General features: G+C 60.1%; 23 protein-coding genes. 15 read left to right on the forward strand and 8 right to left on the reverse strand.

Going from position 1 to position 24953, the window contains the following annotated elements; all coding sequences use genetic code 11:
• Window positions 1-627: 627 nt before the first annotated feature.
• Window positions 628-2121 (reverse strand): CoA-acylating methylmalonate-semialdehyde dehydrogenase, encoded by a 1494-nt coding sequence (locus EAH78_RS23020; protein ID WP_123436029.1) that lies wholly within the window; start codon window positions 2119-2121, stop codon window positions 628-630.
• Between the two features lie 65 nt (window positions 2122-2186).
• Window positions 2187-3536 carry an aspartate aminotransferase family protein gene (locus EAH78_RS23025; protein ID WP_140669574.1) on the reverse strand — a complete coding sequence of 450 codons (1350 nt, stop codon included), beginning with the start codon at window positions 3534-3536 and terminating at the stop codon, window positions 2187-2189.
• A 123-nt stretch (window positions 3537-3659) separates the two neighbouring features.
• Here EAH78_RS23025 and EAH78_RS23030 point away from each other — a divergent pair, with 123 nt between their 5' ends.
• The 6 genes from EAH78_RS23030 to EAH78_RS23055 all read left to right on the forward strand — a co-directional run bounded on the left by EAH78_RS23030 (window position 3660) and on the right by EAH78_RS23055 (window position 10053).
• Complete coding sequence (locus EAH78_RS23030) at window positions 3660-4580, forward strand: LysR family transcriptional regulator (protein ID WP_123436027.1); 921 nt, start codon at window positions 3660-3662, stop codon at window positions 4578-4580.
• A gap of 95 nt (window positions 4581-4675) precedes the next feature.
• Complete coding sequence (locus EAH78_RS23035; RefSeq protein ID WP_140669575.1) at window positions 4676-5326, forward strand: TetR/AcrR family transcriptional regulator; 651 nt, start codon at window positions 4676-4678, stop codon at window positions 5324-5326.
• Window positions 5327-5333: 7 nt separating this feature from the next.
• The gene (locus tag EAH78_RS23040; protein WP_140669576.1) at window positions 5334-5915 is read left to right on the forward strand and encodes an IMPACT family protein; all 582 of its coding nucleotides are present in this window, start codon (window positions 5334-5336) and stop codon (window positions 5913-5915) included.
• A gap of 531 nt (window positions 5916-6446) precedes the next feature.
• On the forward strand, window positions 6447-8012 hold the full coding sequence (locus tag EAH78_RS23045) for an ABC transporter ATP-binding protein (protein WP_140669577.1): 1566 nt from the start codon (window positions 6447-6449) through the stop codon (window positions 8010-8012).
• Window positions 8013-8023: 11 nt separating this feature from the next.
• Window positions 8024-9127, forward strand: a complete 1104-nt coding sequence (locus EAH78_RS23050) for an ABC transporter permease (protein ID WP_140669578.1) — start codon at window positions 8024-8026, stop codon at window positions 9125-9127.
• Window positions 9127-10053 carry an ABC transporter permease gene (locus EAH78_RS23055; RefSeq protein WP_140669579.1) on the forward strand — a complete coding sequence of 309 codons (927 nt, stop codon included), beginning with the start codon at window positions 9127-9129 and terminating at the stop codon, window positions 10051-10053. The genes EAH78_RS23050 and EAH78_RS23055 overlap by 1 nt, the downstream gene beginning before the upstream one ends.
• A gap of 65 nt (window positions 10054-10118) precedes the next feature.
• Here EAH78_RS23055 and EAH78_RS23060 read toward each other — a convergent pair whose 3' ends face one another.
• A complete protein-coding gene (locus tag EAH78_RS23060; protein WP_140669580.1) occupies window positions 10119-10559 on the reverse strand; it encodes a hypothetical protein in 441 nt (146 codons plus the stop codon).
• Window positions 10560-10641: 82 nt separating this feature from the next.
• Between EAH78_RS23060 and EAH78_RS23065 the strand changes: the two genes are divergently transcribed.
• The 3 genes from EAH78_RS23065 (at window position 10642) to EAH78_RS23075 (ending at window position 13309) form a co-directional block, all read left to right on the forward strand.
• Window positions 10642-10992 (forward strand): MerR family transcriptional regulator, encoded by a 351-nt coding sequence (locus tag EAH78_RS23065; RefSeq protein WP_046032956.1) that lies wholly within the window; start codon window positions 10642-10644, stop codon window positions 10990-10992.
• Between the two features lie 25 nt (window positions 10993-11017).
• Window positions 11018-11707 carry an SDR family oxidoreductase gene (locus EAH78_RS23070; RefSeq protein WP_140669581.1) on the forward strand — a complete coding sequence of 230 codons (690 nt, stop codon included), beginning with the start codon at window positions 11018-11020 and terminating at the stop codon, window positions 11705-11707.
• Window positions 11708-11950: 243 nt separating this feature from the next.
• Entirely contained in the window at window positions 11951-13309 is a 1359-nt protein-coding gene (locus EAH78_RS23075) for an 8-oxoguanine deaminase (protein WP_140669582.1), read from the forward strand.
• A 124-nt stretch (window positions 13310-13433) separates the two neighbouring features.
• Here EAH78_RS23075 and EAH78_RS23085 read toward each other — a convergent pair whose 3' ends face one another.
• Entirely contained in the window at window positions 13434-14522 is a 1089-nt protein-coding gene (locus EAH78_RS23085; protein WP_140669583.1) for a calcium:proton antiporter, read from the reverse strand.
• 299 nt (window positions 14523-14821) lie between these two features.
• Between EAH78_RS23085 and EAH78_RS23090 the strand changes: the two genes are divergently transcribed.
• The 3 genes from EAH78_RS23090 (at window position 14822) to EAH78_RS23105 (ending at window position 18051) form a co-directional block, all read left to right on the forward strand.
• The gene (locus EAH78_RS23090; RefSeq protein ID WP_140669584.1) at window positions 14822-15904 is read left to right on the forward strand and encodes a BMP family ABC transporter substrate-binding protein; all 1083 of its coding nucleotides are present in this window, start codon (window positions 14822-14824) and stop codon (window positions 15902-15904) included.
• A 145-nt stretch (window positions 15905-16049) separates the two neighbouring features.
• Window positions 16050-17015, forward strand: coding sequence for a 2-oxoglutarate and iron-dependent oxygenase domain-containing protein (locus EAH78_RS23100; protein ID WP_140669585.1), 966 nt, complete (start codon window positions 16050-16052; stop codon window positions 17013-17015).
• A gap of 82 nt (window positions 17016-17097) precedes the next feature.
• A complete protein-coding gene (locus EAH78_RS23105) occupies window positions 17098-18051 on the forward strand; it encodes an adenosine deaminase (protein WP_123436014.1) in 954 nt (317 codons plus the stop codon).
• 179 nt (window positions 18052-18230) lie between these two features.
• On the opposite strand, the gene EAH78_RS23110 is transcribed toward EAH78_RS23105, so the two are convergent.
• From EAH78_RS23110 to EAH78_RS23120, 3 genes are all read right to left on the reverse strand, one after another.
• Window positions 18231-19613: an MFS transporter gene (locus EAH78_RS23110; protein WP_140669586.1), complete on the reverse strand. Its 1383-nt coding sequence runs from the start codon at window positions 19611-19613 to the stop codon at window positions 18231-18233.
• Window positions 19614-19747: 134 nt separating this feature from the next.
• Window positions 19748-20482, reverse strand: coding sequence for an ArsR/SmtB family transcription factor (locus EAH78_RS23115; protein WP_140669587.1), 735 nt, complete (start codon window positions 20480-20482; stop codon window positions 19748-19750).
• Window positions 20483-20798: 316 nt separating this feature from the next.
• Entirely contained in the window at window positions 20799-21728 is a 930-nt protein-coding gene (locus EAH78_RS23120; RefSeq protein ID WP_140669588.1) for a LysR family transcriptional regulator, read from the reverse strand.
• A gap of 118 nt (window positions 21729-21846) precedes the next feature.
• Between EAH78_RS23120 and EAH78_RS23125 the strand changes: the two genes are divergently transcribed.
• From EAH78_RS23125 to EAH78_RS32360, 3 genes are all read left to right on the forward strand, one after another.
• Window positions 21847-22140: a putative quinol monooxygenase gene (locus tag EAH78_RS23125; RefSeq protein WP_027921853.1), complete on the forward strand. Its 294-nt coding sequence runs from the start codon at window positions 21847-21849 to the stop codon at window positions 22138-22140.
• 47 nt (window positions 22141-22187) lie between these two features.
• Window positions 22188-23201, forward strand: coding sequence for a zinc-binding alcohol dehydrogenase family protein (locus tag EAH78_RS23130; protein ID WP_140669589.1), 1014 nt, complete (start codon window positions 22188-22190; stop codon window positions 23199-23201).
• A 150-nt stretch (window positions 23202-23351) separates the two neighbouring features.
• Entirely contained in the window at window positions 23352-23525 is a 174-nt protein-coding gene (locus tag EAH78_RS32360; RefSeq protein ID WP_170219156.1) for a hypothetical protein, read from the forward strand.
• A gap of 8 nt (window positions 23526-23533) precedes the next feature.
• Here EAH78_RS32360 and EAH78_RS23135 read toward each other — a convergent pair whose 3' ends face one another.
• A complete protein-coding gene (locus EAH78_RS23135; protein WP_140669590.1) occupies window positions 23534-24730 on the reverse strand; it encodes a multidrug effflux MFS transporter in 1197 nt (398 codons plus the stop codon).
• Window positions 24731-24953 lie beyond the last annotated feature (223 nt).

The following is a 24953-nucleotide window of genomic DNA, read 5'->3' on the forward strand; positions in this document are numbered from 1 at the left end:
GGCCTGCCGCCAGCGTTCAATCTGAGCCATGATCAAACTCTTCAGTTCAAACATCTTTGGGTTTTTAAGAAACCCTAAACTTGGCTCAGCAATCGTTGGTTACATCTTTGATTTCTCGCGGAGTAACTTGTGATGCTGATAATCTTGTTGACTATCAGTCTGACTCCACAAGCACCCACACGAATTGCTTGATTCAGTTGTTAAAGAGCGGTTGGTTAAGATCTTTCGTCTCAACCGAGGCGCGCATTCTACAGCAGCCTCTGTTGCTGTCAAGCGGTTATTTTCAGAAGTTTTCAAAATTTCGCTTGGAAATCTTTAACAACTTCAACCACTTGCGCTTCCGATCACTCGGTAGCGGGAGGCGAATTCTACAGCGTTACACGCTGCTGTCAACACCTCTTTTTCAACTCCTTTCGCGCTTCGATGACCTGAAGTCGCTTGCTGCCGAAAACTGCGTAACTCTTTGTTTACCAAGGAGTTTTCCGTTTCGACTGCGCCGGAAGTGGGGCGAATTATAGACATACAGAATCTGCCGTCAACCTTTAAATTCACAATTCTGTCATATGAGTCAAAAAAAGCCCGGAAACACAAGGCCGGCCCCAAGGGGCCGGCCTTATTCCCTTCTACTTACAAGCTAGGGAATGCGAATTGCGACGCTTCATGGCTCGCACGTTGCGGCCAGCGCTGGGTGATGGCTTTGCGGCGAGTGTAGAAACGCACACCGTCCGGGCCATACGCATGCAGGTCGCCGAACAGCGAACGCTTCCAGCCACCGAAGCTGTGATAAGCCACCGGCACCGGCAACGGTACGTTAACGCCGACCATGCCCACTTCGATCTCATCGCAGAACAACCGCGCTGCTTCACCATCACGGGTGAAGATGCAGGTGCCGTTGCCATACTCGTGATCGTTGATCAGCTGCATCGCCTCTTCCAGGCTATTCACCCGAACGACGCACAGCACTGGCCCGAAGATTTCTTCTTTATAGATGCGCATCTCTGGCGTGACGTTATCGAACAGGCAGCCACCCAGGAAGAAACCTTCCTCATGACCGGCCACGCTCAGACCTCGACCGTCGACCACCAGGGTCGCGCCGGAAGAAACGCCGTCTTCGACATAACCACTGACCTTGTCCCGCGCCTGACCGGTGACCAGCGGCCCCATGTCCAAGCCGCAAGTAGTGCCCGCGCCGATTTTCAGCGCCTTGATCTGCGGTACCAGTTTTTCCACCAGCGCATCCGCCACTTGGTCACCGACGCACACCGCCACCGAGATCGCCATGCAACGCTCGCCGCAAGAACCGTAGGCCGCGCCCATCAGTGCGCTGACGGCGTTATCCAGGTCCGCATCCGGCATCAGCACCGCATGGTTCTTCGCGCCGCCCAGTGCCTGAACACGTTTGCCGCGCTTGGTGCCTTCGGCGTAGATGTATTCGGCAATCGGCGTCGAACCGACGAAGCTCAGCGCTTTGACTTCCGGCGCTTCGATCAGCGCATCCACCGCAGCCTTGTCACCGTGCACCACATTAAGCACGCCTTTAGGCAGACCGGCTTCCAGCAACAGTTGAGCGATCAGCAACGTGGAGCTCGGATCGCGCTCGGACGGTTTGAGGATAAAGCAGTTGCCGCAGACGATTGCCAGCGGATACATCCACAGCGGCACCATCGCCGGGAAGTTGAACGGGGTAATACCGGCCACCACGCCCAACGGTTGGAAGTCCGACCAGGCATCAATGTTCGGCCCGACGTTACGGCTGTATTCACCCTTGAGGATTTCCGGCGCTGCGCACGCGAACTCGACGTTCTCGATACCGCGCTTCAATTCGCCCGCTGCATCTTCCAGGGTCTTGCCATGCTCTTCGCTGATCAACTGAGCAATGCGTGCTTCGTTCTGTTCCAGCAGTTGCTTGAAGCGGAACATCACCTGGGCACGTTTGGCCGGTGGTGTGTTGCGCCAGGCCGGAAATGCGGCCTTGGCCGAGTCGATGGCTTTTTGAATGGTTTCGCGGCTGGCCAATGGCAGCTTGTGGATCGCCTGGCCGGTAGACGGGTTGAACACGTCGGCCGTGCGACCGTCTTCGGTCACCAGTTCGCCATTGATCAAATGCGGGATAAGGCTCATGTAACGCTCCTGAAAAGTTGTCCACAGGCGCCCCGTTGAAGGACGCCTCTATATAGAAGAGAAAATCAGTCGATTTTGTTCAGCACTTCGCCGACCGCGTCGAACAGACGATCAAGGTCTTGCGGCTTGCTGTTGAAGGTTGGGCCGAACTGCAGGGTGTCGCCGCCGAAGCGCACATAGAACCCGGCTTTCCACAGCGCCATACCCGCTTCGAATGGACGCACGATCGCGTCGCCATCACGCGGCGCGATCTGAATCGCACCGGCCAGGCCGAAGTTACGAATGTCGATGATGTTCTTCGAACCTTTCAGACCGTGCAGCGCATTTTCGAAATGCGGCGCCACCTCGGCCACGCTCTGCACCAGGTTTTCCTTTTGCAGCAGGTCGAGTGCTGCCAGGCCTGCGGCGCACGCCACCGGGTGCGCGGAGTAGGTGTAGCCGTGCGGGAATTCCACCGCGTACTCAGGCGTCGCCTGGTTCATGAAAGTCTGGTAGATCTCGGAGCTGGCAATCACCGCGCCCATCGGGATCGCGCCGTTGGTGACTTGCTTGGCGATGCACATCAGGTCCGGGGTTACGCCGAAGGTATCGGCACCGAACATTTTGCCGGTACGGCCGAAACCGGTGATCACTTCGTCGAACACCAGCAGGATGTTGTGCTGATCGCAGATCTCGCGCAGTCGCTTGAGGTAACCCTGTGGCGGAACCAGTACGCCAGCGGAACCGGCCATTGGCTCAACGAATACCGCGGCGATGTTCGACGCGTCGTGCAACTCGATCAACTTCAGCAGCTCATCGGCCAAAGCAATACCACCCAGCTCCGGCATGCCGCGAGAGTAGGCATTGCTCGCCAGCAAAGTGTGCGGCAGATGATCAACATCCATCATCGCCTGACCGAACATTTTGCGGTTGCCGTTCACGCCACCGAGGCTGGTGCCGGCGATGTTCACACCGTGGTAACCACGGGCGCGACCGATCATTTTGGTCTTGGTGGCCTGACCTTTCAGGCGCCAGTAAGCGCGGACCATTTTCACGGCGGTATCCGCACACTCGGAACCCGAGTCGGTGAAGAACACGTGATTCAGGTTGCCCGGGGTCAGGTCGGTGATTTTCTCGGCCAATTGGAACGACAGCGGATGGCCGTACTGGAAGCCTGGCGAGTAGTCGAGCGTGCCCAATTGCTTGGCAACCGCTTCCTGGATTTCCTTGCGGGTGTGCCCGGCGCCGCAGGTCCACAGACCAGACAGCGAGTCATAAACTTTGCGGCCCTTGTCGTCGATCAGCCAGCTGCCTTCCGCCGCGACGATCAGACGCGGGTCGCGCTGGAAGTTACGGTTGGCGGTGTAGGGCATCCAGTGAGCATCAAGCTTGAGCTGGCTGGCCAGGGAAGACGGGGCGTTTTCAGGCAAGTTCATGGGCAAAACCTCGCAGGCAATAAGCGGCGTAGAGATCAAAAGCGTTCTTGCAGCTAAATTGCCACGGGGATAAAGTCTGTGAAATCCAACTTTTCTAACGTTCAGTCAGGCTGCTACTAAACTATGAGCACGCGTCGTCCCGATCCACTGGCGCAAGTCAGCGACTTTGATATCCGCTTGTTGCGGATCTTTCGCAGCGTGGTCGAGTGCGGCGGCTTCTCGGCGGCGGAAAGCGTGCTGGGGATTGGTCGCTCCGCCATCAGCCAGCAAATGAGCGATCTGGAACAACGCCTGGGCTTGCGGTTATGCCAACGCGGACGCGCCGGATTCTCCCTGACCGAAGAAGGTCGCGAGGTGTACCAATCGGCCTTACAGCTATTGAGTGCGCTGGAAAGTTTCCGCACCGAGGTCAATGGCCTGCACCAACACTTGCGTGGCGAATTGACCATTGGCCTGACCGACAACCTGGTCACCCTCCCCCACATGCGCATCACCCACGCCTTGGCACAATTGAAGGAGCGCGGCCCCGACGTGCAGATTCAGATCCGCATGATCGCGCCCAATGAAGTGGAGCAAGGTGTGCTGGATGGCCGTCTGCACGTCGGCGTGGTGCCACAGGCCAGCGCGCTGTCGGGGCTGGAATATCAACCGCTTTATAGCGAGCGCTCGCTGCTGTATTGCGCGGTTGGGCATCCCCTGTTTTATGTCGATGACAAACAACTCGACGATGACCGCCTCAACAGCCAGGACGCGATCGCGCCGACCTTCCGACTGCCGGCGGACATCCAGGCCCATTACCAGGCACTCAACTGCACCGCCAGCGCTTCGGACCGTGAAGGCATGGCTTTTCTGATCCTGACCGGGCGTTACATCGGCTATCTGCCGGATCATTACGCCAGCCTCTGGGTGCAACAAGGCCGCTTGCGTGCGCTGAAACCGAAGGCACGCTTCTACGACCTGAGCCTTGCATCGGTCACGCGCAAGGGCCGTCGCCCGCATCTGGTTCTGGAAAGCTTCCTGGAAAGCCTCGCCGCGACGCGCTGAACAACCGAAGAAACCTGTGCCCCGGGACTTGTCTCAATCCCGTGGGTGCGCTATCAACGCACTGGTTGCACCCACCTACTTGTCTGGAAGTGCCTATGACCTTTGAAGTCCCAGCTCACGGCGGTAAACCTGCCAGCCGCATTCGTCAGAAGAACGAAGAGACCATTATCAAAGCCGCCGAAGACGAGTTCGCCCGTCACGGGTTCAAAGGCACCAGCATGAACACCATCGCCCAGAATGCCGGGTTGCCCAAAGCGAACCTGCATTACTACTTCACCAACAAACTCGGTTTGTATGTGGCGGTGCTGAGCAACATCATCGAGTTGTGGGACAGCACCTTCAATACCCTGACTGCCGAAGATGATCCGGCCGAGGCATTGACCCGCTACATCCGCGCCAAGATGGAGTTTTCCCGGCGCCAGCCACAAGCCTCGCGAGTCTTCGCCATGGAAGTGATCAGCGGCGGCGAGTGCCTGACCGAGTACTTCAACCAGGACTACCGCGCCTGGTTCCAGGGCCGGGCCGCGGTGTTCCAGGCGTGGATCGACGCCGGCAAAATGGACCCGGTCGATCCGGTCAACCTGATCTTTCTGTTGTGGGGCAGCACTCAGCATTACGCCGACTTCGCGACCCAGATCTGCCGAGTCAGTGGCCGCACCAAGCTGACCAAACAAGACATGGAAGAAGCCGGCAACAACCTGATCCGCATCATTCTCAAAGGCTGCGGCCTGACCCCTGTTATTTAAGATCCCTATGCCTTTTACCCTCAGCGACTTTTGCGAATACCGCGAAGAGATTCGCAAAAGCCGCTTCATCACCTTCGCCGCGCCGATCTCAAGCCCGGCTGACGCCCAGGCGTTCCTCGAGCAGCACAGTGACCTCAATGCGTCGCACAATTGCTGGGCGTGGAAACTCGGCGACCAGTACCGCAGCAACGACGATGGCGAACCCGGCGGCACCGCTGGCCGGCCGATTCTGGCGGCGATCGAAGCGCAGGACTGCGACCAGGTCGCGGTGCTGGTGATTCGTTGGTACGGGGGCATTCAATTGGGCACCGGCGGCCTCGCCCGGGCGTATGGCGGCGGTGCCAACAAATGCCTGCAAGCGGCACCCAAGGTTGAGCTGATCAGTCGAGTGCCCGTCAGTTGTGCCTGCGCCTTCGGTGAATTGGCGCTGGTGAAACTTCGAGTCGCAGAGTTGGGCGGTTTGCTGGTGGAGGAAACCTTCACAGCCTATGGTGTGGAACTTCAATTGGCCGTCGGAAAAGAGCAGATCGACACACTGCAAACGCAACTGGCGGACTTGAGTCGCGGACGCATTGTGTTGCAGCACTGACCGCACCAACACCGTTCACCCTTATTCCGTCGACGTTGAGATTTTGCCCACATCTACTGTGCACCCGGCTGTGGATAACCTGAGCACATGTGCCTGTAACCCTTCTGTCATGCGGGTTTGCGGGCTTTGTTCATTTTTCATCCAATTTGCCATCACCATCGTTAATTTCACGTAAAAACAAACAGTTAGCACGGGTTATCACATTTAGAAGATAGCCGCACAGTGCTTATGCCCGCCCATTGAGCTTGCGCACAAATACTGTGGAGCAATCTGTGGATAACCCGTTCATGGTCGTCGCGGCCCCGTATCCGGCATGGCTTGCGGGCTACTGTTCATTTTTTAACCAAATCCCCGCGAGCAAAACTGGAGCCCGATCAACCGCGTTGCCCCCAAGTGGTGCCTGATTCTGTGTCGATAGAACGCAACGCATTGTCCTTGAGGGTGAGCCTGCGCGGATTTTCAGCTTTCCTGACCCAATGGCCAGGAAATTGCTTTATCCACAGGCATCACGCCCATCGACCCGAGTCAGTCATGCCCAACCCCGTGCCGATCCCCGATCAAACGCCCCGTCTGCAATTGCGCCACATCAGCAAACGCTATCCCGGATGCCTGGCCAACGACGCCATCGACCTGACCATTGCGCCTGGCGAAATCCATGCCCTGCTCGGGGAAAACGGTGCCGGCAAAAGTACGCTGATGAAGATCATCTACGGCGTCACCCAGGCCGATTCCGGGGAGATGACCTGGCAAGGGCAACGCGTGAACATACGCAACCCTTCCCAGGCCCGGGGTCTTGGGATCGGCATGGTGTTCCAGCATTTCTCGCTGTTCGAGACATTGAGCGTGGCACAGAACATCGCCCTGGCGATGGGCGCAGCGGCCGGCACACCGAAACAGCTTGAACCGAAAATTCGTGAAGTGTCCCGCCGTTATGGCATGGCGCTGGAGCCCGAGCGACTTGTCCACAGCCTGTCGATTGGCGAGCGGCAACGGGTGGAAATCATTCGCTGCCTGATGCAAGACATCCGTCTGTTGATCCTTGATGAACCGACCTCGGTACTGACCCCGCAAGAAGCCGAAGAACTGTTCATCACCTTGCGCCGACTCGCGGCCGAGGGCTGCAGCATTCTGTTTATCAGCCACAAACTCGGTGAAGTCCGGGCGCTGTGCCACAGCGCCACCGTGTTGCGCGGCGGTCGAGTGGCCGGGCATTGCCAGCCGGCCGAATGCTCGGACCGGCAATTGGCGCGACTAATGGTGGGCGAAGCCGCCGAGACGATTACGGATTATCCGAAGGTGGTTGGCGGCGGAGTGTTTCTCAGCGTCAGCCAGTTGTCCTGGCACAATCCCGATCCGTTCGGCTGCTCGCTGAAGGAGGTTGATCTTGAAGTGCGCAGGGGTGAAATCGTCGGCATCGCCGGTGTGGCGGGTAATGGTCAGGATGAGTTGCTGGCCTTACTGAGTGGCGAAGAACGGCTGACCCGCAACGACGGCGCAACGATCCGATTCGCCGGGCAAGCGGTCGCCCACTTGCGACCCGATGCACGACGCAAACTCGGCCTGGCCTTCGTCCCCGCTGAACGGCTGGGTCACGGCGCCGTGCCGGAATTGAGCCTCGCCGATAACGCGCTGCTCACGGCGTTTCAACAAGGCCTGGTCAGCAACGGGCTGATCCAGCGCCGCAAGGTCGAAGCGTTGGCCGAAGAAATCATCCGTCGTTTCGGGGTCAAGACGCCCGATGCCCAAACACCGGCCCGCAGCCTGTCTGGCGGTAATTTGCAGAAGTTCATCCTCGGCCGGGAAATCCTCCAGCAACCCAGACTGCTGATCGCCGCACACCCGACCTGGGGCGTGGACGTCGGCGCCGCCGCAACCATTCACCGCGCGCTGATTGCCTTGCGCGATGCCGGCGCGGCGATCCTGGTGATCTCCGAAGACCTCGACGAATTGTTCCAGATCAGCGACCGCCTCGGCGCATTGTGCGGCGGTCGTCTTTCGCCACTGAAAGCGACCGTCGACACACGCTTGATCGACGTCGGCGGTTGGATGGCTGGCCAGTTCGACGCCCCTCACTCACCTGCACCCGCAACGGCTTAACGGAGCTTTCCATGCTGCTTTCTCTCGAACCCCGCGGCCAGCAATCGCGCCTGATGCTCTGGTGCTCGCCGTTGCTCGCGGCGGCCCTGACGCTGGGCTGTGGCTCATTACTGTTTATCGCGCTGGGCCACGATCCGTTGCTGACCTTGCACACCTTGTTGATCGCGCCGATCAGCGACGGGTATGGCGTCTCGGAACTGTTGGTCAAAGCGTTGCCGATATTGCTCTGTGCATTGGGGCTCGCCGTGGCTTATCAGGCGCGGATCTGGAACATCGGCGCCGAAGGTCAATTGTTGCTCGGCGCGTTGGCCGGCAGTGCCTTGGCGGTGAACATCATCGACCTGCAAAGTCGCTGGGCGCTGGTGTTGATTCTGCTGGTCGGCACCCTGGCCGGCGCGGCGTGGGCCGGACTGACTGCGTGGTTGCGCACGCGCTTCAACGCCAATGAAATCCTTACCAGCATCATGCTCAATTACGTCGCACTGAACCTGCTGCTGTTCTGTGTCCATGGGCCGTTGAAGGATCCGGCAGGGTTCAATTTTCCGGAGTCGGCGATGTTCAGTGACTTCAGCCGTTTGCCGTTATTGATGGAGGACGGTCGGGTCCACGCCGGGGTGTATTTCGCCTTGCTGGCGTTGGTCGCGGTGTGGGTTTTGTTGCAGAAAAGCTTTATCGGTTTCCAGATTAAAGTGCTGGGGCTGGACAAGCGTGCGGCGGGTTTCGTCGGGTTTCGCGAGAAGCGCTTGATCTGGCTGGCGTTGTTGATCAGCGGCGGTTTGGCGGGCCTGGCCGGCGTATGTGAAGTGACCGGCCCTATCGGCCAATTGGTGCCGCAAGTCTCGCCGGGCTACGGCTATGCGGCGATCACCGTGGCGTTTCTCGGGCGACTCAATCCCATCGGCATTCTATTTTCCAGCCTGTTGATGGCGCTGCTGTACATCGGCGGTGAGAGCGCGCAGATGAGCATGAACCTGCCGCAAGCCATCACCCAATTGTTCCAGGGAATGATGCTGTTTTTCCTGCTGGCCAGCGACGTACTGATTCTCTACCGACCGCGTTTGAATGTGCGCTGGGCCCGCCGCGCGCCAGCCACCGTACCTGCAGGAGCGCTGTGATGGATATCGATCTGCTGAGCAATATTTTCTACGCGATGGTCCGTTGCGGCACGCCGTTGCTGTTAGTGGCGTTGGGTGAATTGATCTGCGAGAAGAGCGGCGTGCTCAACCTCGGCCAGGAGGGGATGATGCTGTTTGGCGCGGTGATTGGTTTTATCGTCGCGCTGAACAGCGGCAACCTGTGGCTCGGTGTGCTGTTGGCGATGCTCGCCGGAATGCTGTTGTCGTCGCTGTTTGCCTTGGTGGCGTTGGTGTTTAACGCCAATCAAGTGGCCACCGGGTTGGCGCTGACGATCTTCGGCGTGGGCCTGTCGACGTTTGTCGGAGCGGCATGGGTTGGTAAACCGCTGGCCGGGTTTGAGCCGGTGGCGATTCCGTACTTGAGCGAGATTCCGCTGATCGGGCGGATGCTGTTTGCGCAGGATCTGTTGGTGGATCTGTCATTCGCGCTGTTTGCGCTGGTGGCGTGGCTGATTCTGAAAAGTCGCGTCGGATTGATCATTCAAGCGGTCGGGGAAAACCCGGACGCGGCCAGCGCGATGGGCTTGCCGGTGCTGGGCGTGCGCACGCTGGCGGTGTTGTTTGGCGGTGCTATGGCCGGGTTGGCCGGGGCGTATCTGTCCCTGGCGTACACACCGATGTGGGCGGAGAACATGAGCGCCGGGCGCGGCTGGATTGCGCTGGCGCTGGTGGTGTTTGCCAGTTGGCGGGTGTGGCGGTTGCTGCTGGGGGCGTACCTGTTCGGGCTCGCCAGCATCCTGCATCTGGTGGCGCAGGGGTTGGGGCTGGCGATTCCGTCGAGCCTGCTGGCGATGCTGCCGTATGTCGCGACCATCGTGGTATTGGTGCTGCTGTCGCGGGATGCGGTGCGCACACGGCTGTATGCGCCGGTGTCGTTGGGGCAGCCGTGGCGGGGTGGGCATTAAGGGTGACTCTCCCGGCCTCTTCGCGAGCAAGCCCGCTCCCACATTGGAATTCTGTCGGTCATTAATCATGAGTTCGACTCGGTCAAATGTGGGAGCGGGCTTGCTCGCGAAGAGGCCCGAATTGGCAACACCTGCACAACGCCCCACGCCAATTCAAAGACCAGGAAAACCACCAGCAACGAACTGGCCCCGTGGAGCAAGGCGTACAACTGCCAAGCCGAAAACAGAAATCTACCAACCGCGTCATACCGCCCAAACACCTGCTGCGGATCGCGAATCCGCAGCACCGCCCAAACGCACACAATCGACCCCAACAGATTCGCCATCAGCATGTGCATCGGCTCAAACGCCGGTAGCGTTCCAGGCAAATCCAACGCCTGGCTCAACCCCGTCAACCCGCTATGCAAAATCGCAAAACTCCACGGCGTGGCAAACGCCGCCGTCACGATCAAGTCATACCAGGCACTGCCCCGCACCAACCGGCGATATTGCGCTGAAGTCCACATCGGCCCTGCTCCATACATTCGAGGAGCAACAAGGCTAAAGCCTGGAGTATGCTCCAGGGTCAAGCCCTCTCGAGACGTCAATATGCGCATCGGTGAATTAGCCCAGGCCAGCGCCGTCAGCCGCGATACGCTGCGGTTTTACGAGCAACGCGGATTGATCGCGGCGCAACGCAGCGCCAATGGTTATCGCGACTACCCGGCAGACATGGTGCAACTGGTGCAGTACATCAAGACCGCTCAGCGACTGGGTTTTACCCTCGGCGAAATCGGCAACAGCGTCGCAGCAATCTGGCAGTCCCCCGACCCGGACAGCGCCGTCACGCAACTGCTGCAAGACAAACTCAAACTGATCGAAACCCGAATGGATGAACTCGGCGCGTTGCGTCACGAGTTGCAACAACGGCTCGGGCAACGCTGTCCACTGAATCCGTGATCCTCTTTTTTTAAGGAAGCCACTCATGTCCAAGGCAAAAACCGCGCTCATCATCGGAGCCTCCCGAGGCCTGGGCCTAGGCCTGGTGAAAACCCTGCTGGCCGACGGCTGGCAAGTCACCGCCACCGTACGTAACCCACAAAACGCCGAGGCGCTGCAAGCGCTGGGCAAGGTGCGGGTCGAGAAACTCGACATGGACGATCAGTCTGCGGTGATCGCCCTCGCCCAACAGCTCAAAGGTGAAATGTTCGACCTGTTGTTCGTGAATGCCGGGGTCAAGGGTCCGGCAGTTCAAACGCCAGGGGGAGGCGCGACACTGGCCGACGTCGGTCAACTGTTTTTCACCAATGCGGTGGCGCCGATCAACCTGGCCCAGCGTTTCGTCGCGCAGATCCGTGACGGCAGCGGCGTGCTGGCGTTCATGAGTTCCGGGCTGGGTAGCGTTACCGTGCCGGACGCTCCTGAATTGGCGCTGTACAAGGCCAGTAAAGCCGCGCTGAATTCCATGACCAACAGCTTCGTCACGCAGCTGGGCGAACAGAAACTCACCGTGCTGTCGCTGCATCCGGGCTGGGTGAAAACCGACATGGGCGGTGAAGGCGCGGACCTGGACGTGGACACCAGCACACGCGGGCTGGTTGATCAGGTGAACGCCTACACCGGCAAGGGCGGGCATCACTTCATCAATTACAAGGGCGAAACCATTCCCTGGTAATCATGTAGGAGCCGGGCTTGCCCGCGATTGCATCAACTCGGTCTCGCTGACAGACCGAGGTGCCTGCATCGCGGGCAAGCCCGGCTCCTACAGGGATTTGTGTTGTCTGGTCGGGTCGGGCTTGCCCGGCGCTGCGTTTTGTCCGAAACTGCGCACCTCGCCCCCGCGGCGATCCTGGATCAGCAGACAGGGTAATCACTGAGCTGGCAACCCTGAACCCAACTTTCAGAGGAGCCGGCCAACATGCCCGCATCCCGTACCTGGTTAAAAAATCCCCTCGCGATCTTCACTGCCAATGGCCTCGATGCCCGTGGCGGCCTGGTTGTGCAAGACGGTGTGATCGTCGAAGTGCTCGCCGCCGGCCAGCAACCGTCCACGCCCTGTGGACACGTGTTCGATGCCCGCGAGCATGTGATCCTGCCGGGGCTGATCAACACCCATCACCATTTCTATCAAACCCTGACCCGCGCCTGGGCGCCGGTGGTCAACCAGCCGTTGTTCCCGTGGCTGAAAACCCTGTACCCGGTCTGGGCCCGCCTTACGCCGGAAAAACTCGCCCTCGCCACTAAAGTCGCGCTGGCCGAGTTGCTGCTGTCCGGCTGCACCACCGCTGCCGATCACCATTACCTGTTTCCCGAAGGCCTGGAAAACGCGATCGACGTGCAGGTCGAAAGCGTCCGCGAACTGGGCATGCGCGCCATGCTCACGCGCGGTTCCATGAGCCTCGGCGAGAAGGACGGCGGCCTGCCACCGCAGCAGACCGTGCAGGAAGGCGCAGTGATTCTCGACGACAGCCAGCGCCTGATCGCCGAGTACCACGAACGCGGTGACGGTGCGCAAATCCAGATCGCCCTCGCACCATGCTCGCCGTTCTCGGTGACCCCGGAAATCATGTCTGCCAGTGCTGAACTGGCGAACAAACTCGACGTGCGCCTGCACACCCACCTGGCCGAAACCCTCGACGAAGAAGACTTCTGCCTGCAACGTTTCGGCCTGCGTACCGTGGATTATCTGGACAGCGTCGGCTGGCTCGGCCCGCGTACGTGGCTGGCCCACGGCATCCACTTCAACCCGGACGAAATCGCCCGCCTCGGCGCCGCCGGCACCGGCATCTGTCATTGCCCGAGTTCGAACATGCGCCTCGCTTCCGGCATCTGCCCGACACTGGACCTGACGGCGGCTGGCGCGTTGCTCGGGCTGGGCGTGGACGGTTCAGCGTCCAACGATGCGTCGAACATGATGCTCGAAACCCGTCAGGCGCTGTACATCCAGCGCCTGCGGTATGGCGCAGAGAAGATCACGCCGGAGCTGGTGCTGGGCTGGGCAACCAAGGGCTCGGCGAGTTTGCTGGGGCGTACCGATATCGGTGAGCTGGCGGTTGGCAAGCAGGCGGATCTGGCGTTGTTCAAACTGGATGAGCTGCGCTTCTCCGGCAGCCATGACCCAGTGTCGGCGCTGCTGCTGTGCGGCGCGGATCGGGCGGATCGGGTGATGGTCGGCGGCAAGTGGCGAGTGATCGATGGGCAGGTTGAGGGGCTGGACCTCAAAGGATTGATTGCTGATCACAGCCAGGCCGCTCGCCAATTGATCGCCGGCACCTAAGGTCGATCACGGTCAAATGTGGGAGCGGGCTTGCTCGCGAATGCGGTGTGTCATTCAGCATTGATGTCGACTGACACACCGCATTCGCGAGCAAGCCCGCTCCCACATTGGTTTTGTGGTGGCTTTAGAGACCGAGCAGCGACAACATGATGAATGTCGCGAACAGCACAAAGTGGGTCATCCCTTCGATGGCGTTGGTTTCGCCATCGTTGAGGTTGATCGCGCTGACGATCAATGTCAGGAAGATCATCAGCGTCTGCACCGGTGTCATTGCCATTTGAAACGGCTGACCGGTATACAGCGCCATCGCCTCCATCACCGGCACCGTCAGGATCACCGTCGATAGCGACGCGCCCATCGCGATGTTGACCACCGACTGCATCCGATTGGCCAGTGCCGCGCGCAATGCCGTCAGAATCTCCGGCGCCGCCGAAATCGCCGCCACCAGAATTGCCGTGATCACCGGCGGAGCGCCCGTCCCTTCCAGCCCCAGATCGAGGGTCTTGGACATCACTTCTGCCAGCGCACCAATCACCACCACACCAAACACCAACATGCCGATACTCAGCGCCACATTGACCGGTTCAGGTTCCTCTTCCGGGACTTTGCGGCGGCGTTTTTCCGGGTAGCTGTAGCTGAAAAAGTAACTGTGCGGCCCGACCTGCATCCGCAGGAACAACGCATAGAGCACGACCATCGCACCGATGGTGAAGCCCGAATACAGTTTCCAATTGGCCTCGGGAATGAACTCCGGCACCACCATCGACACGCCCATGGCCGTGAGGATCATCACGCTGTAGCTGCGCGCGGAGTCATCGTTGTAGGACTGCTCGCCGTGCTTGAGCCCGCCCATTAATGCGGCGAGGCCGAGGATGCCGTTGATGTCGAGCATGACGGCCGAGTAAATCGTGTCCCGCACCAAAGTGGACGAGGCTTCGTTGCTCATCATGATCGCCAGGATCACCACTTCCACCAGCACCGCGGCCAGCGTCAGGATCATCGTGCCGTAGGGATCGCCGACTTTTTCCGCCAGCAACTCGGCGTGATGGGCGACACGCATGGAGGCGGCGACGATGAACGCAATCAGCACCAGCCCGGCGCCCAGCGCGACCGGTTGGCCGCTGTGGAGCATCCAGTGCTCCAGCGGGTACGCGACGACAGCCGCGAGCACGGCCAGCAGCAGAAATGTTTCTTGCTTGAGGAGTGTGAGCATTGCAGGCCTTTTTTGCGCAGTGGAGCGAAAGCAAAGTGATGAGCTACTGACTGCGGTGCGGCGCTAACGTTTCGTTACACCTTAGCGCACCAGTGGATGGCAGCCGTGATCGGCCATGCACTTTTATTGGCCTTGCGGGCCTCATCGCGGGCAAGCCCGCTCCCACAGGTGACCGCGATCTAATGTGGGAGCGGGCTTGCTCGCGAAGGCCGCGACTCGGTTTCGGGTTGTTTGTTGTCTTGTTGGTCAGTAATTTGCATTGACCCTGCCAACCTCAAAACAAAATGGAGTTGGAATTCATGCATAAACGTCCGCTGAAGAAGCTGCTGTGCGCCGTCGCCACCACCATCGGTCTGAGCGCCAGCCTGACCGCCAGTGCCGCCGAACCGCTGAAAGTTGGCTTCGTCTACATCGGCCCGATCGGTGACCACGGCTGGACGTATCAGCATGAACAGGGGCGCAAGGTGCTGGCCGAGAAATTCGGTTCGCAGATCACCACCAACTATGTGGAGAACGTCGCGGAGGGCGCCGACGCCGAGCGGGTGATTCGCAACATGGCCAAGGACAACTACGACCTGATCTTTACCACCTCCTTCGGCTACATGAACCCGACCCTGAAAGTTGCCAAGCAATTTCCCAAGGTCACCTTCGAACACGCCACCGGCTACAAACAGGACAAGAACCTCGGCACCTATTTGGCGCGAACCTATGAAGGTCGCTACGTTGGCGGCTTTCTCGCGGCGAAGATGACCAAGACCAAGAAGATCGGCTATGTCGCCTCCTTCCCGATTCCGGAAGTGATCCGCGACATCAACGCCATTCAACTGGCCCTGAACAAGTACAACCCGGGCACCGAGATCAAAGTGGTGTGGGTCAACTCGTGGTTCGATCCGGGCAAGGAAGCCGACGCCGCCAACGCGCTGATCGACCAGGGCGTGGACGTGGTGTTCCAGCACACCGACAGCCCGGCGCCGATCCAGGCGGCTGAACGTCGCGGCGTGTATGCCGTCGGCTACGCTTCGGACATGGCGCATTTCGGGCCGAAAGCGGTGCTGACGTCCATCGTCAACGACTGGGGTCCGCATTACGTTCAAGCGACCCAAAGCGTGCTCGACCACGATTGGAAATCTCAGGATTACTGGGGTGGTTTGAAGGAAGGCACGGTTCAACTGCCGATCAGTGAGCTGGTGCCGGCACCGGTGAAAGCTGAAGCCGAGCAGATCATTGCCGACATCAAGAGCGGCGCGCTGCATCCGTTCACCGGGCCGATCAAGGATCAGGCCGGCGCAGAGAAAATTGCGGCGGGGGCGACGGCGAGCAATGCGGAGCTGGCATCGATGAACTATTACGTTGAAGGCATGAAGGCCGAGATTACGAAGTAGTTTTCCGCACTCAACACAAATTCCTTGTGGGAGCGGGCTTGCTCGCGAAGGCGGTGGGTCAGTCAACAGAGGTGTTGAAAGTGCAGGCCCCTTCGCGAGCAAGCCCGCTCCCACATTAGCCTTTCAGCGTTCTTGAGAATTGCGCATGAACAGTCTTCCGATCATCGACATCGCCCCGCTCTACAGCGATGACCAAACCACTTGGCAATTCGTCGCCAGCCAAATCGACCACGCCTGCCGCGAATGGGGTTTCTTCTACATCAAGGGCCACCCGATTTCCGCGCAACGCATCGCTGCCGTACTCGACCACGCCCAACGCTTCTTCGCCCAACCCACCGCCGAAAAGCTCAAGATCGACATCACCCAAACCCGCCACCACCGCGGCTACGGCGCCATCGCCACCGAACAACTCGACCCGAGCAAGCCCAGCGATCTCAAGGAAACCTTCGACATGGGCCTGCACCTGCCGGCCGATCACCCGCAAGTCCTCGCAGAAAAACCTTTGCGCGGCCCAAACCGTCATCCCTCGCTGCCCGGCTGGGAAGTGCTGATCGAGCAACACTACGTCGACATGCAGGCCCTCGCCCAAACCCTGTTGCGCGCGATGACGTTGGCCCTGGGCATCGAGCGGGATTTTTTCGACAGCCGTTTTAACGAACCGGCCAGCGTGCTGCGCTTGATCCACTACCCGCCCCGTCACACCGCCAGTTCTGCCGAACAACAAGGCGCCGGTGCTCACACCGATTACGGCTGCATCACCCTGCTGTATCAGGACGCCGCCGGTGGCTTGCAAGTGCGCAACGTGAAAGGTGAATGGATCGACGCGCCACCGATTGAGGGCACGTTCGTGGTCAACCTCGGCGACATGATGGCGCGCTGGAGCAACGACCGTTACCTGTCGACGCCGCATCGGGTGATCAGCCCATTGGGCGTGGACCGTTATTCGATGCCGTTCTTTGCCGAGCCGCACCCCGACACACGCATCGAATGCCTGCCCGGCTGTCAGGATGAATTGCACCCGGCGAAGTACCCGGCCACCACCTGCGCCGAATTCCTGCTCTCGCGCTTCGCCGATACCTACGCCTATCGACGGGAACCGCAAGCGGTGTGATCAACCGGCTGGTCAGGTTTTGCTAAATGTTTCTCCGGGCATCTGTAGAATGCTCGCCATCTGCACCTGATGAGAAAAGACCATGTACGACTGGCTGAACGCCCTGCCCAAGGCAGAACTGCATTTGCACCTCGAAGGTTCGCTGGAGCCTGAGCTGCTGTTCGCCCTGGCCGAACGCAACAAGATCGCCCTGCCGTGGAGCGACGTCGACACCCTGCGCAAAGCGTACGCCTTCAACAACCTGCAAGAATTTCTCGACCTGTATTACCAGGGCGCCGACGTGTTGCGCACCTCGCAGGATTTCTACGACCTGACCTGGGCGTACCTGTTGCGCTGCAAGGCGCAGAACGTGATTCACACCGAACCGTTCTTCGACCCGCAAACCCACACCGACCGTGGCGTACCGTTCGAAGTGGTGCTCAACGGCATCGCCGCGGCCCTCAAGGATGGCGAGCAGCAACTGGGCATCACCAGCGGTTTGATCCTGAGTTTCCTGCGCCACTTGAGCGAAGACGAAGCGCAGAAAACCCTCGATCAGGCGCTGCCGTTCCGCGATGCGTTTGTGGCCGTGGGCCTGGACAGTTCCGAGATGGGACACCCGCCGAGCAAGTTCCAGCGCGTGTTCGACCGTGCCCGTCACGAAGGCTTCCTGACCGTGGCCCACGCCGGTGAAGAAGGCCCGCCCGAGTACATCTGGGAAGCCCTCGACCTGCTGAAAATCCAGCGCATCGACCATGGCGTGCGCGCCATCGAAGACGAGCGTTTGATGCAGCGAATCATCGACGAGCAGATCCCGTTGACCGTGTGCCCGTTGTCGAACACCAAGCTCTGCGTGTTCGATCACATGTCCCAGCACAACATCCTCGACATGCTTGAGCGTGGCGTGAAAGTAACCGTGAACTCGGATGACCCGGCGTACTTCGGCGGCTACGTGACCGAGAACTTCCATGCGCTGTACACCGATCTGGGCATGACCCAGGATCAGGCCAAGCGCCTGGCGCAGAACAGCCTGGATGCCAGACTGGTCAAACCGTAAGGCTGCTGAAGATCAAATATGGGAGCGGGCCCTGTGGCGAGGGGGCTTGTCGAAACGTCGCACCGCCCCGTTGGGTCGCGGAGCGGCCCCTCAAGTAATCTGAAGCCCTGGGACTGCTACGCAGTCCAACGGGGGCAAGCCCCCTCGCCACAGGGCCCGCTCCCACATTGGCTCAGTGTTTAACTGGCGATCGTCGCCTCAGTCAACTCCTCCAGCGTCTTCCCTCGCGTCTCCATCCCGAACACCCACACCACCCCCGCCGCAATCGCAAAACACATCGCCCCCAACGCGAAGACCCCGCCCTGACCCATTATTGGAAACACCAACCCCGTCACCAACGGACCGAGCAACGATCCCACCCGCCCAATCGCCGAGGCAAACCCCGAACCTGTGGCGCGCGCCGACGTGGGGTACAACTCCGGCGTGTAGGTGTAGAGCACCGCCCACATGCCGAACAGGAAGAACTGCATCAACAGTCCCGAGGTAATCAACAGGCTGACGTTGCCGCCAAACACCGCGCTTTGCCCGTAGAGAAATGCCATCACCCCACCGCCGAGCAAGGTCACGACGCACACCGGCCTACGCCCCCAACGCTCCACCAGCCAGGCGGCCATGAGGAAACCGGGAATCCCGCCGAGGGAAATCAGCACCGTGTAATACACCGACTGTGTCACGGCAAAACCCGACTGCTGGAGCAAGGCACTGAGCCAGGACGTGAGGCCATAAAAGCCCAGCAAGGCAAAGAACCACACGCTCCAGATCATCATCGTGCGCTGGCGATACTGCGGCGACCAGATCTGCCGCAACGCCGAAAAGAAGTGACCCGGCGTCGTTGCCACGTGCGGCAGCCGAACCGGCTCAGGCAAATCCGCACGGCCCAGCGACACACGCACACGCTCTTCGATCCGTCGCAGCACTGAGTCGGCCGCTGCATGATGCCCGGCCTGTTCCAGCCAGCGTGGCGACTCTGGAATGAAAAAGCGGATCGCCAGCACAAACACCGCCGGCACCGCCAGAACGAGAAAGATGTCCCGCCAGCCAACCACCGGCAACAGGAAATAGGACAGCACCCCGGCCGCGACAAAACCCAGCGGCCAGAAACCGTCCATCAATGCGATATAGCGCCCACGTCGCTTGGCCGGAATCAGCTCGGACAGCATCGACTGGGCAATGGGAAACTCCATACCCATGCCGATGCCCAGAAGGATTCGGAACAAGGTCAGCGTTTCAACGTTCTGCGCCGTGGAACACAGGTAACTGGCGATGCCCCACAGCACGATGCTCCACTGGAACACCGGCTTACGGCCGAAGCGGTCGGCGAGCATGCCCGACAGTGAAGCGCCCAGCACCATGCCGAAGAAGCTCGAACTGGCGAGCAACCCGGCCTGTGCCGAACTCAGGCCGAACTCGGTTTTGATCGAGCCGAGCAGAAAGGTCATCATCGCCAGGTCCATGGAATCGAAGAAAAACGCCAAGGCAATGATGATGAAAATGATCCGGTGATAACCGCTGATGGGCAGACGTTCCAATCGTTCTGCCGCGCTGAAGCCTCGTGTTTCCATGCCACATCCCCCATCCGAAAGTCCCTGGATCGAGTGTGCGCGATAGCGTCTGGCGGTTATTGCTGGATGCGACCTGTCCACAACTCTGAACGACGTCTGAACCCGCTGGCGGCAGACGTCGGCATCAGGACGCTCTAAAGCGCCATTTCCAGCTCGGTTTCCTTGGCGAAACGATGGATTTCACGCTGCCCCGCGGCGGTGATCTGCAAGGCACGGGATTCGTTGGGCAGGCTCAACCAGCCCGATTGCATGAACAGCTGCAACAGGGCGGCGCCCAGTGAGCCGCCCATGTGCGGGCGTCTTTCGCTCCAATCCGGACAGGCGCAGGCAACCCGACTGTTGCGATGGGCCAGCGCCTGGATGAACACGCCGCGTGTCGCCAGTTGTGTGGAGCCTTTGTGGGTAATCATGACCCGCTGATCGATCTGTTCGATCCAGCCTGCATCCAGCAGTCGCTGGTAAAGGTCGGCGGCCAGGGTGCCGCCCAAATGGTCATCGCACAGTCTGGCGCGCAACAGTGACGAAGGCGCTGCCTGAGGTTTGGCGATGGTGTTGGGGCGTTTGAAAACATCCGGGACTGTCCGTGGCGCACTGGCCAGCGTTGCGCTGGCCAGTGCCTCGATGGCCGCTCCGACTTCGGGGGCGGCCAGGCGGAAAAAACGCTTTCGCCCACGGATTTCAACTTTCAACAGACCGCCTGCGGACAACCGCCCCAAGTGCGCGCTGGCCGACGAGGGGGACAGACCGGCCAACAATGCCAGCTCTTCGGTATGCCGCGCCGCGCCGTCCATCAAGGCCCACATCATTGCGCTGCGCTTTGGGTCAGCCAATAACGTGGCGATCTGGCTGATGCAAGGTGCATGTTCCATGTATTCACTCCCTGTTGAATCGTTTGGTCTGCTGCTCAGAGACATCTTGACCAGTAATGTGTCGTCGGCCAAGACGCGGAAACCGCCATTAGCCGGGCAAAGTCCCCCGCTCACCCGAGCCATTGCTTCGCAGCCTGGGCGAAGGTCGGGAACTTGAACGGAGTGCCAGCCGACTGTAACGCGGACTCGCTATCGCGAGACCGACGGTGCGTACATGAGGCGGGCGCTAGTATAAGCGGGTTAACCGCCGGTTCCTGCCCTTGGGAAACCGTGGGTGCTGATAGTTGCTGACAGAAATTTCGCTATTTGCCTGCGACTAATGATCGTTGCCCGATATCGTCGGGAATTGCCCGCTTAAATGAGCGCATCGGCTGGCAAGCATTTCCCGTAACAGGTTCACAGGCTTACTCAATTGTGCGCGATGGGCGCACAGCAAATTCAGCGGTGCGCGCTCACAGAGCAGTTCCGGCATCAGCACTTTCAACCGTCCGGCAAGCACATCGGCGGCGACATCGAGCCAGGACTTGTAAGCGATCCCGGCGCCAGCAACCGCCCACAAGCGCACCACATCAGCATCGTCACTGAAGCGATCGCCGCTGACGGTCAGGCCGACTTCGCGTTTGCCGTCATGGAAACTCCAGTGATCGTGGACCCGACTGCCCAGCATGAACAATAAACAATTGTGCTGAGCCAATTGCTCCAGCTGCCGGGGCTCGCCGTGTCTGGCCAGGTAACCCGGCGCGGCGCACAGGACGCGGCGGTTCTGTGGGGCAATGGGCAGCGCCACCAGGCTTGAGTCTTCCGGCTCGCCATAGCGCAGGGCGATGTCGACCGGTTGCCGGAACAGGTCGGCGATGCGGTCACCCAGCAGCAACCGCACGGTCAGTTTCGGATGCTCGCGCTGAAACTCGTCCAGCCAGGGCAGTAACAGGTTGCGGCCAAAGTCCGACGGAGCCGACAGCTGCAGAATCCCGCTGACCTGATCCTGACCACTGGCCAGCAAACGACGCCCTTCATCCAGGTTGCTCAGGGCCGCCCGGGCATATTCCAGAAAGCCCTCGCCTTCGGCGGTCAGGCGCAGGCTACGGGTGGATCGCGCGAGCAAGCGTGCGCCGAGTTGTTGCTCGATGCGCTTCAACGCCGCGCTGGCCACCGCAGCGGACATGTCCATCACCCGCGCCGCCGCCGACAGGCTCCCCAGATCGGCAGCGCGGACGAACAGCTGCAAGTCATCGAAACGCAGCATTTTCAGCCTCGACTATCAAAAAAATATTGAAAGAGACTGCTCTTTTAGCGGGTTTTATCTTGCGGCGAAATAGCCAATCATCTGTCACATCGAATTCATCACGCTCCCGGAGTCGTCCATGTCCCAGCCATTTACCGCCATCGCCACCCTCATCGCCAAAGCCGGCCAGCAAGACGCCCTCGAACAACACCTGCGTGCGCTGCTGGAACCGACCCGCGCCGAGGCCGGTTGCGGCCAATACGATCTGCACCAGGACCTCGCCAATCCCCTGGCCTTTTACATGATCGAACAGTGGAGCAGCGACGAAGCCCTGCAAGCGCATGACGCCAGCGCCCACATCCAGAACTTCCGGGCCAAGGCCGGTGACTTCCTCGAACACTTCGACCTCAAGCGCCTGCGTACCGTGGCCTGATCCCTTTCTTTATTGCCTATCCACTTTATTACCTTAGAGCTCCTTAGATGAAAGCCATTGCCTACTACAACTCGTTACCGATCAGCGACGAACAATCCCTGCAAGACATCGAGCTGCCAGAACCGGTGGCCGGCCCCCGCGACCTGCTGGTGGACGTCAAAGCCATCTCGGTCAACCCGGTGGACACCAAGGTCCGCCAGAACGTCCAGCCTGAAGAAGGCTCGGCTAAAGTGTTGGGTTGGGACGTGGCCGGCGTGGTGACGGCCGTCGGCAGCGACGTGACCTTGTTCAAGGTCGGCGACAAGGTTTTTTACGCAGGCTCCATCGCCCGTGCGGGCGGTAACAGCGAACGCCATGTGGTGGATGAACGGATCGTCGGTCACATGCCGAAAACCCTCGGTTTCGCCGAAGCCGCCGCACTACCGCTGACCGCCATTACCGCTTGGGAATTGCTCTTTGAACGCCTGCAAGTGCGCGAAGGCAACACTGATGAAGGCCAGAGCCTGCTGATCGTCGGTGCGGCGGGTGGCGTGGGTTCGATCCTCACGCAACTGGCCAGTCAGCTCACCGGGCTACAGGTCATCGGCACCGCCTCCCGTGCGCACACCCAGGACTGGGTGCGTGAATTGGGTGCGGACCTGGTGATCGATCACAGCCAACCGCTGAGCGACGAACTCAAGCGTGCCGGCGTGGACGCCGTGACTCATGTCGCCAGCCTGACCCAGACTGACCAGCATCTGGATCAATTGGTCGAGGCACTGGCGCCGCAAGGCAAACTGGCGCTGATCGATGATCCGAAGTCGCTGGACGTGACCAAGCTCAAACGCAAGAGCCTGTCGCTGCACTGGGAGTTCATGTACACCCGCTCGTTGTTCGAAACCGCGGACATGATCGAGCAGCACAAACTGCTCAACCGCGTTGCCGGGCTGATCGACGCTGGCACTCTGAAAACCACGGTTGGCGAGCACTTCGGCACCATCAACGCGGCCAACCTGCGCCGTGCACATGAGCTATTGGAGAGCGGCAAAGCCAAGGGCAAGATTGTGCTGGAAGGTTTCTGAAACATGATGAAACAGTGCCGTCCAGCAATGGACGGCACCGTCAGTCCGAAGGTTGACGTCTGTCACAATAGCGATCGTATTCGGGTCTACAATCGAAACCTCTGCGGCACATTCTTTACGTAGCAGCTTTTACGAGAGGAGCGATCAGCAATGAAGATCCTGATAAAAGAAGTGGCTAAATCTCAATGGCAGGTCCGTCTGGACCAGCATGCTGTGACATTCCGCAGTGAAGCCGAAGCACTGGCCTTTACCCGAACCCTCGAAGCACGCCTGTACGCCCCCCACCAGATTCCCGGTCGCCAGCCGCAGCGCGCAGCTGGCTGAGCCCGTCCTCAAACCTGGGCTTGCGCCAACGCCCGGGCATTTTGCAAACGCCGGGTGAGCATTGCAGCGCTCACCACCAATAGTCCGCACAAGCTGATGACCATCGCCATCGGCACGGCGCTGCCATCGTGTAAAACACCGACCAGCGCAGCCGCACCGGCCGCGACGGTGAACTGCAGGCACCCGAGCAATGCCGACGCACTGCCGGCGCGGGCGCCCTGCCCGTTCATGGCACAGGCCGACGCATTGGGCAGGATGCAACCGAGGCTGGAGATGCAAATAAACAGCGGGATCAGCAACGGCCACAAGTGCTCAGGGTGCAGCGCACTGACGGCGAGCAACGCCAGGCCGGCGGTCAGGTAAACCCACACGGCACGCGCCAGCAAGAACGCCGGACCGCGTTTGGCCAGTAGTCGCGCGTTGACTTGCGCCACCAGAATGAACCCCGCCGCGTTGGTGCCGAACAGCCAGCCGAAATGTTCGGCCGGTACGCCATAGAGTTTGATGAACACGAACGGTGATCCGGCGATGTAGGAAAACATCCCGGCGATAGCGATGCCGCCCGTCAGGGCGTGACCGAGATAGACCCGGTCGGACAACAGGCGACCGTACTGCCGCAAGGCACCCGACAACGGCTGACGTGGCATATGCGCGGGAAGGCTTTCCGGCAACCCGAGTGCCACGGCCAACGCGGCCAGGGCACTGAAACCGGACAACGCCAGGAAGATCGACTGCCAACCCGTGGTGTTGACCAGCAAGCCGCCGAGCATCGGCGCGAGGATCGGCGCCAGGCCCATGACCAGCATCAGTTGCGAATAAACTTTCGCCGACCCCACGGCATCGCATTTATCGCTGACCACTGCACGGGAAATCACCATCCCCGCACAACCGCCCAATGCCTGGACAAAACGTGCGCCGATCAGCCACTCGAGGTTCGGCGCATAGGCGCAGGCCAGCGAAGCGAGGGTGAACAGACCAACCCCGGTCAGCAACGGGATACGCCGTCCGAAACGGTCGGCCACCGGGCCGTAGGCCAGTTGACCAATCGACAAGCCGAGGAAATACGCTGCGAGTGTCAGTTGAACGTGTTTTTCATCGGTGCCGAAGGCCAGCGCCATCGCCGGGAAGGCGGGCAGATAAAAGTCGATCGCCAGCGGACCGAAAGCGGTCAGGGCGCCAAGAATCAAAATGGTACGGAAATTCATCAGGCATCCAGTTGAGCATGGGTCGGCAGGCCCCACAGTCTAGCCGCGCATGAACGCGTTGAACATTCCGATAGCTCGCTAACTATTAAAAACCCACTGAATAAATGCAGAACAATGTGGGAGCGGGCTTGCTCGCGAAGGCGGTGCATCAGTCAACATTGATATTGAATGACACACCGCCTTCGCGAGCAAGCCCGCTCCCACAAAGGTTTGGTGCCTGGCC

The sequence above is a fragment of the Pseudomonas arsenicoxydans genome, from assembly GCF_006438915.1.
Lineage (GTDB): Bacteria > Pseudomonadota > Gammaproteobacteria > Pseudomonadales > Pseudomonadaceae > Aquipseudomonas > Aquipseudomonas arsenicoxydans_A.

Coding starts and splice junctions, on each gene's coding strand:
- EAH78_RS23020 (WP_123436029.1), bottom strand. CDS start 2,121: ATGAGCCTTATCCCGCATTTGATCAATGGCGAACTGGTGACCGAAGAC.
- EAH78_RS23025 (WP_140669574.1), bottom strand. CDS start 3,536: ATGAACTTGCCTGAAAACGCCCCGTCTTCCCTGGCCAGCCAGCTCAAG.
- EAH78_RS23030 (WP_123436027.1), top strand. CDS start 3,660: ATGAGCACGCGTCGTCCCGATCCACTGGCGCAAGTCAGCGACTTTGAT.
- EAH78_RS23035 (WP_140669575.1), top strand. CDS start 4,676: ATGACCTTTGAAGTCCCAGCTCACGGCGGTAAACCTGCCAGCCGCATT.
- EAH78_RS23040 (WP_140669576.1), top strand. CDS start 5,334: ATGCCTTTTACCCTCAGCGACTTTTGCGAATACCGCGAAGAGATTCGC.
- EAH78_RS23045 (WP_140669577.1), top strand. CDS start 6,447: ATGCCCAACCCCGTGCCGATCCCCGATCAAACGCCCCGTCTGCAATTG.
- EAH78_RS23050 (WP_140669578.1), top strand. CDS start 8,024: ATGCTGCTTTCTCTCGAACCCCGCGGCCAGCAATCGCGCCTGATGCTC.
- EAH78_RS23055 (WP_140669579.1), top strand. CDS start 9,127: ATGGATATCGATCTGCTGAGCAATATTTTCTACGCGATGGTCCGTTGC.
- EAH78_RS23060 (WP_140669580.1), bottom strand. CDS start 10,559: ATGTGGACTTCAGCGCAATATCGCCGGTTGGTGCGGGGCAGTGCCTGG.
- EAH78_RS23065 (WP_046032956.1), top strand. CDS start 10,642: ATGCGCATCGGTGAATTAGCCCAGGCCAGCGCCGTCAGCCGCGATACG.
- EAH78_RS23070 (WP_140669581.1), top strand. CDS start 11,018: ATGTCCAAGGCAAAAACCGCGCTCATCATCGGAGCCTCCCGAGGCCTG.
- EAH78_RS23075 (WP_140669582.1), top strand. CDS start 11,951: ATGCCCGCATCCCGTACCTGGTTAAAAAATCCCCTCGCGATCTTCACT.
- EAH78_RS23085 (WP_140669583.1), bottom strand. CDS start 14,522: ATGCTCACACTCCTCAAGCAAGAAACATTTCTGCTGCTGGCCGTGCTC.
- EAH78_RS23090 (WP_140669584.1), top strand. CDS start 14,822: ATGCATAAACGTCCGCTGAAGAAGCTGCTGTGCGCCGTCGCCACCACC.
- EAH78_RS23100 (WP_140669585.1), top strand. CDS start 16,050: ATGAACAGTCTTCCGATCATCGACATCGCCCCGCTCTACAGCGATGAC.
- EAH78_RS23105 (WP_123436014.1), top strand. CDS start 17,098: ATGTACGACTGGCTGAACGCCCTGCCCAAGGCAGAACTGCATTTGCAC.
- EAH78_RS23110 (WP_140669586.1), bottom strand. CDS start 19,613: ATGGAAACACGAGGCTTCAGCGCGGCAGAACGATTGGAACGTCTGCCC.
- EAH78_RS23115 (WP_140669587.1), bottom strand. CDS start 20,482: ATGGAACATGCACCTTGCATCAGCCAGATCGCCACGTTATTGGCTGAC.
- EAH78_RS23120 (WP_140669588.1), bottom strand. CDS start 21,728: ATGCTGCGTTTCGATGACTTGCAGCTGTTCGTCCGCGCTGCCGATCTG.
- EAH78_RS23125 (WP_027921853.1), top strand. CDS start 21,847: ATGTCCCAGCCATTTACCGCCATCGCCACCCTCATCGCCAAAGCCGGC.
- EAH78_RS23130 (WP_140669589.1), top strand. CDS start 22,188: ATGAAAGCCATTGCCTACTACAACTCGTTACCGATCAGCGACGAACAA.
- EAH78_RS32360 (WP_170219156.1), top strand. CDS start 23,352: ATGAAGATCCTGATAAAAGAAGTGGCTAAATCTCAATGGCAGGTCCGT.
- EAH78_RS23135 (WP_140669590.1), bottom strand. CDS start 24,730: ATGAATTTCCGTACCATTTTGATTCTTGGCGCCCTGACCGCTTTCGGT.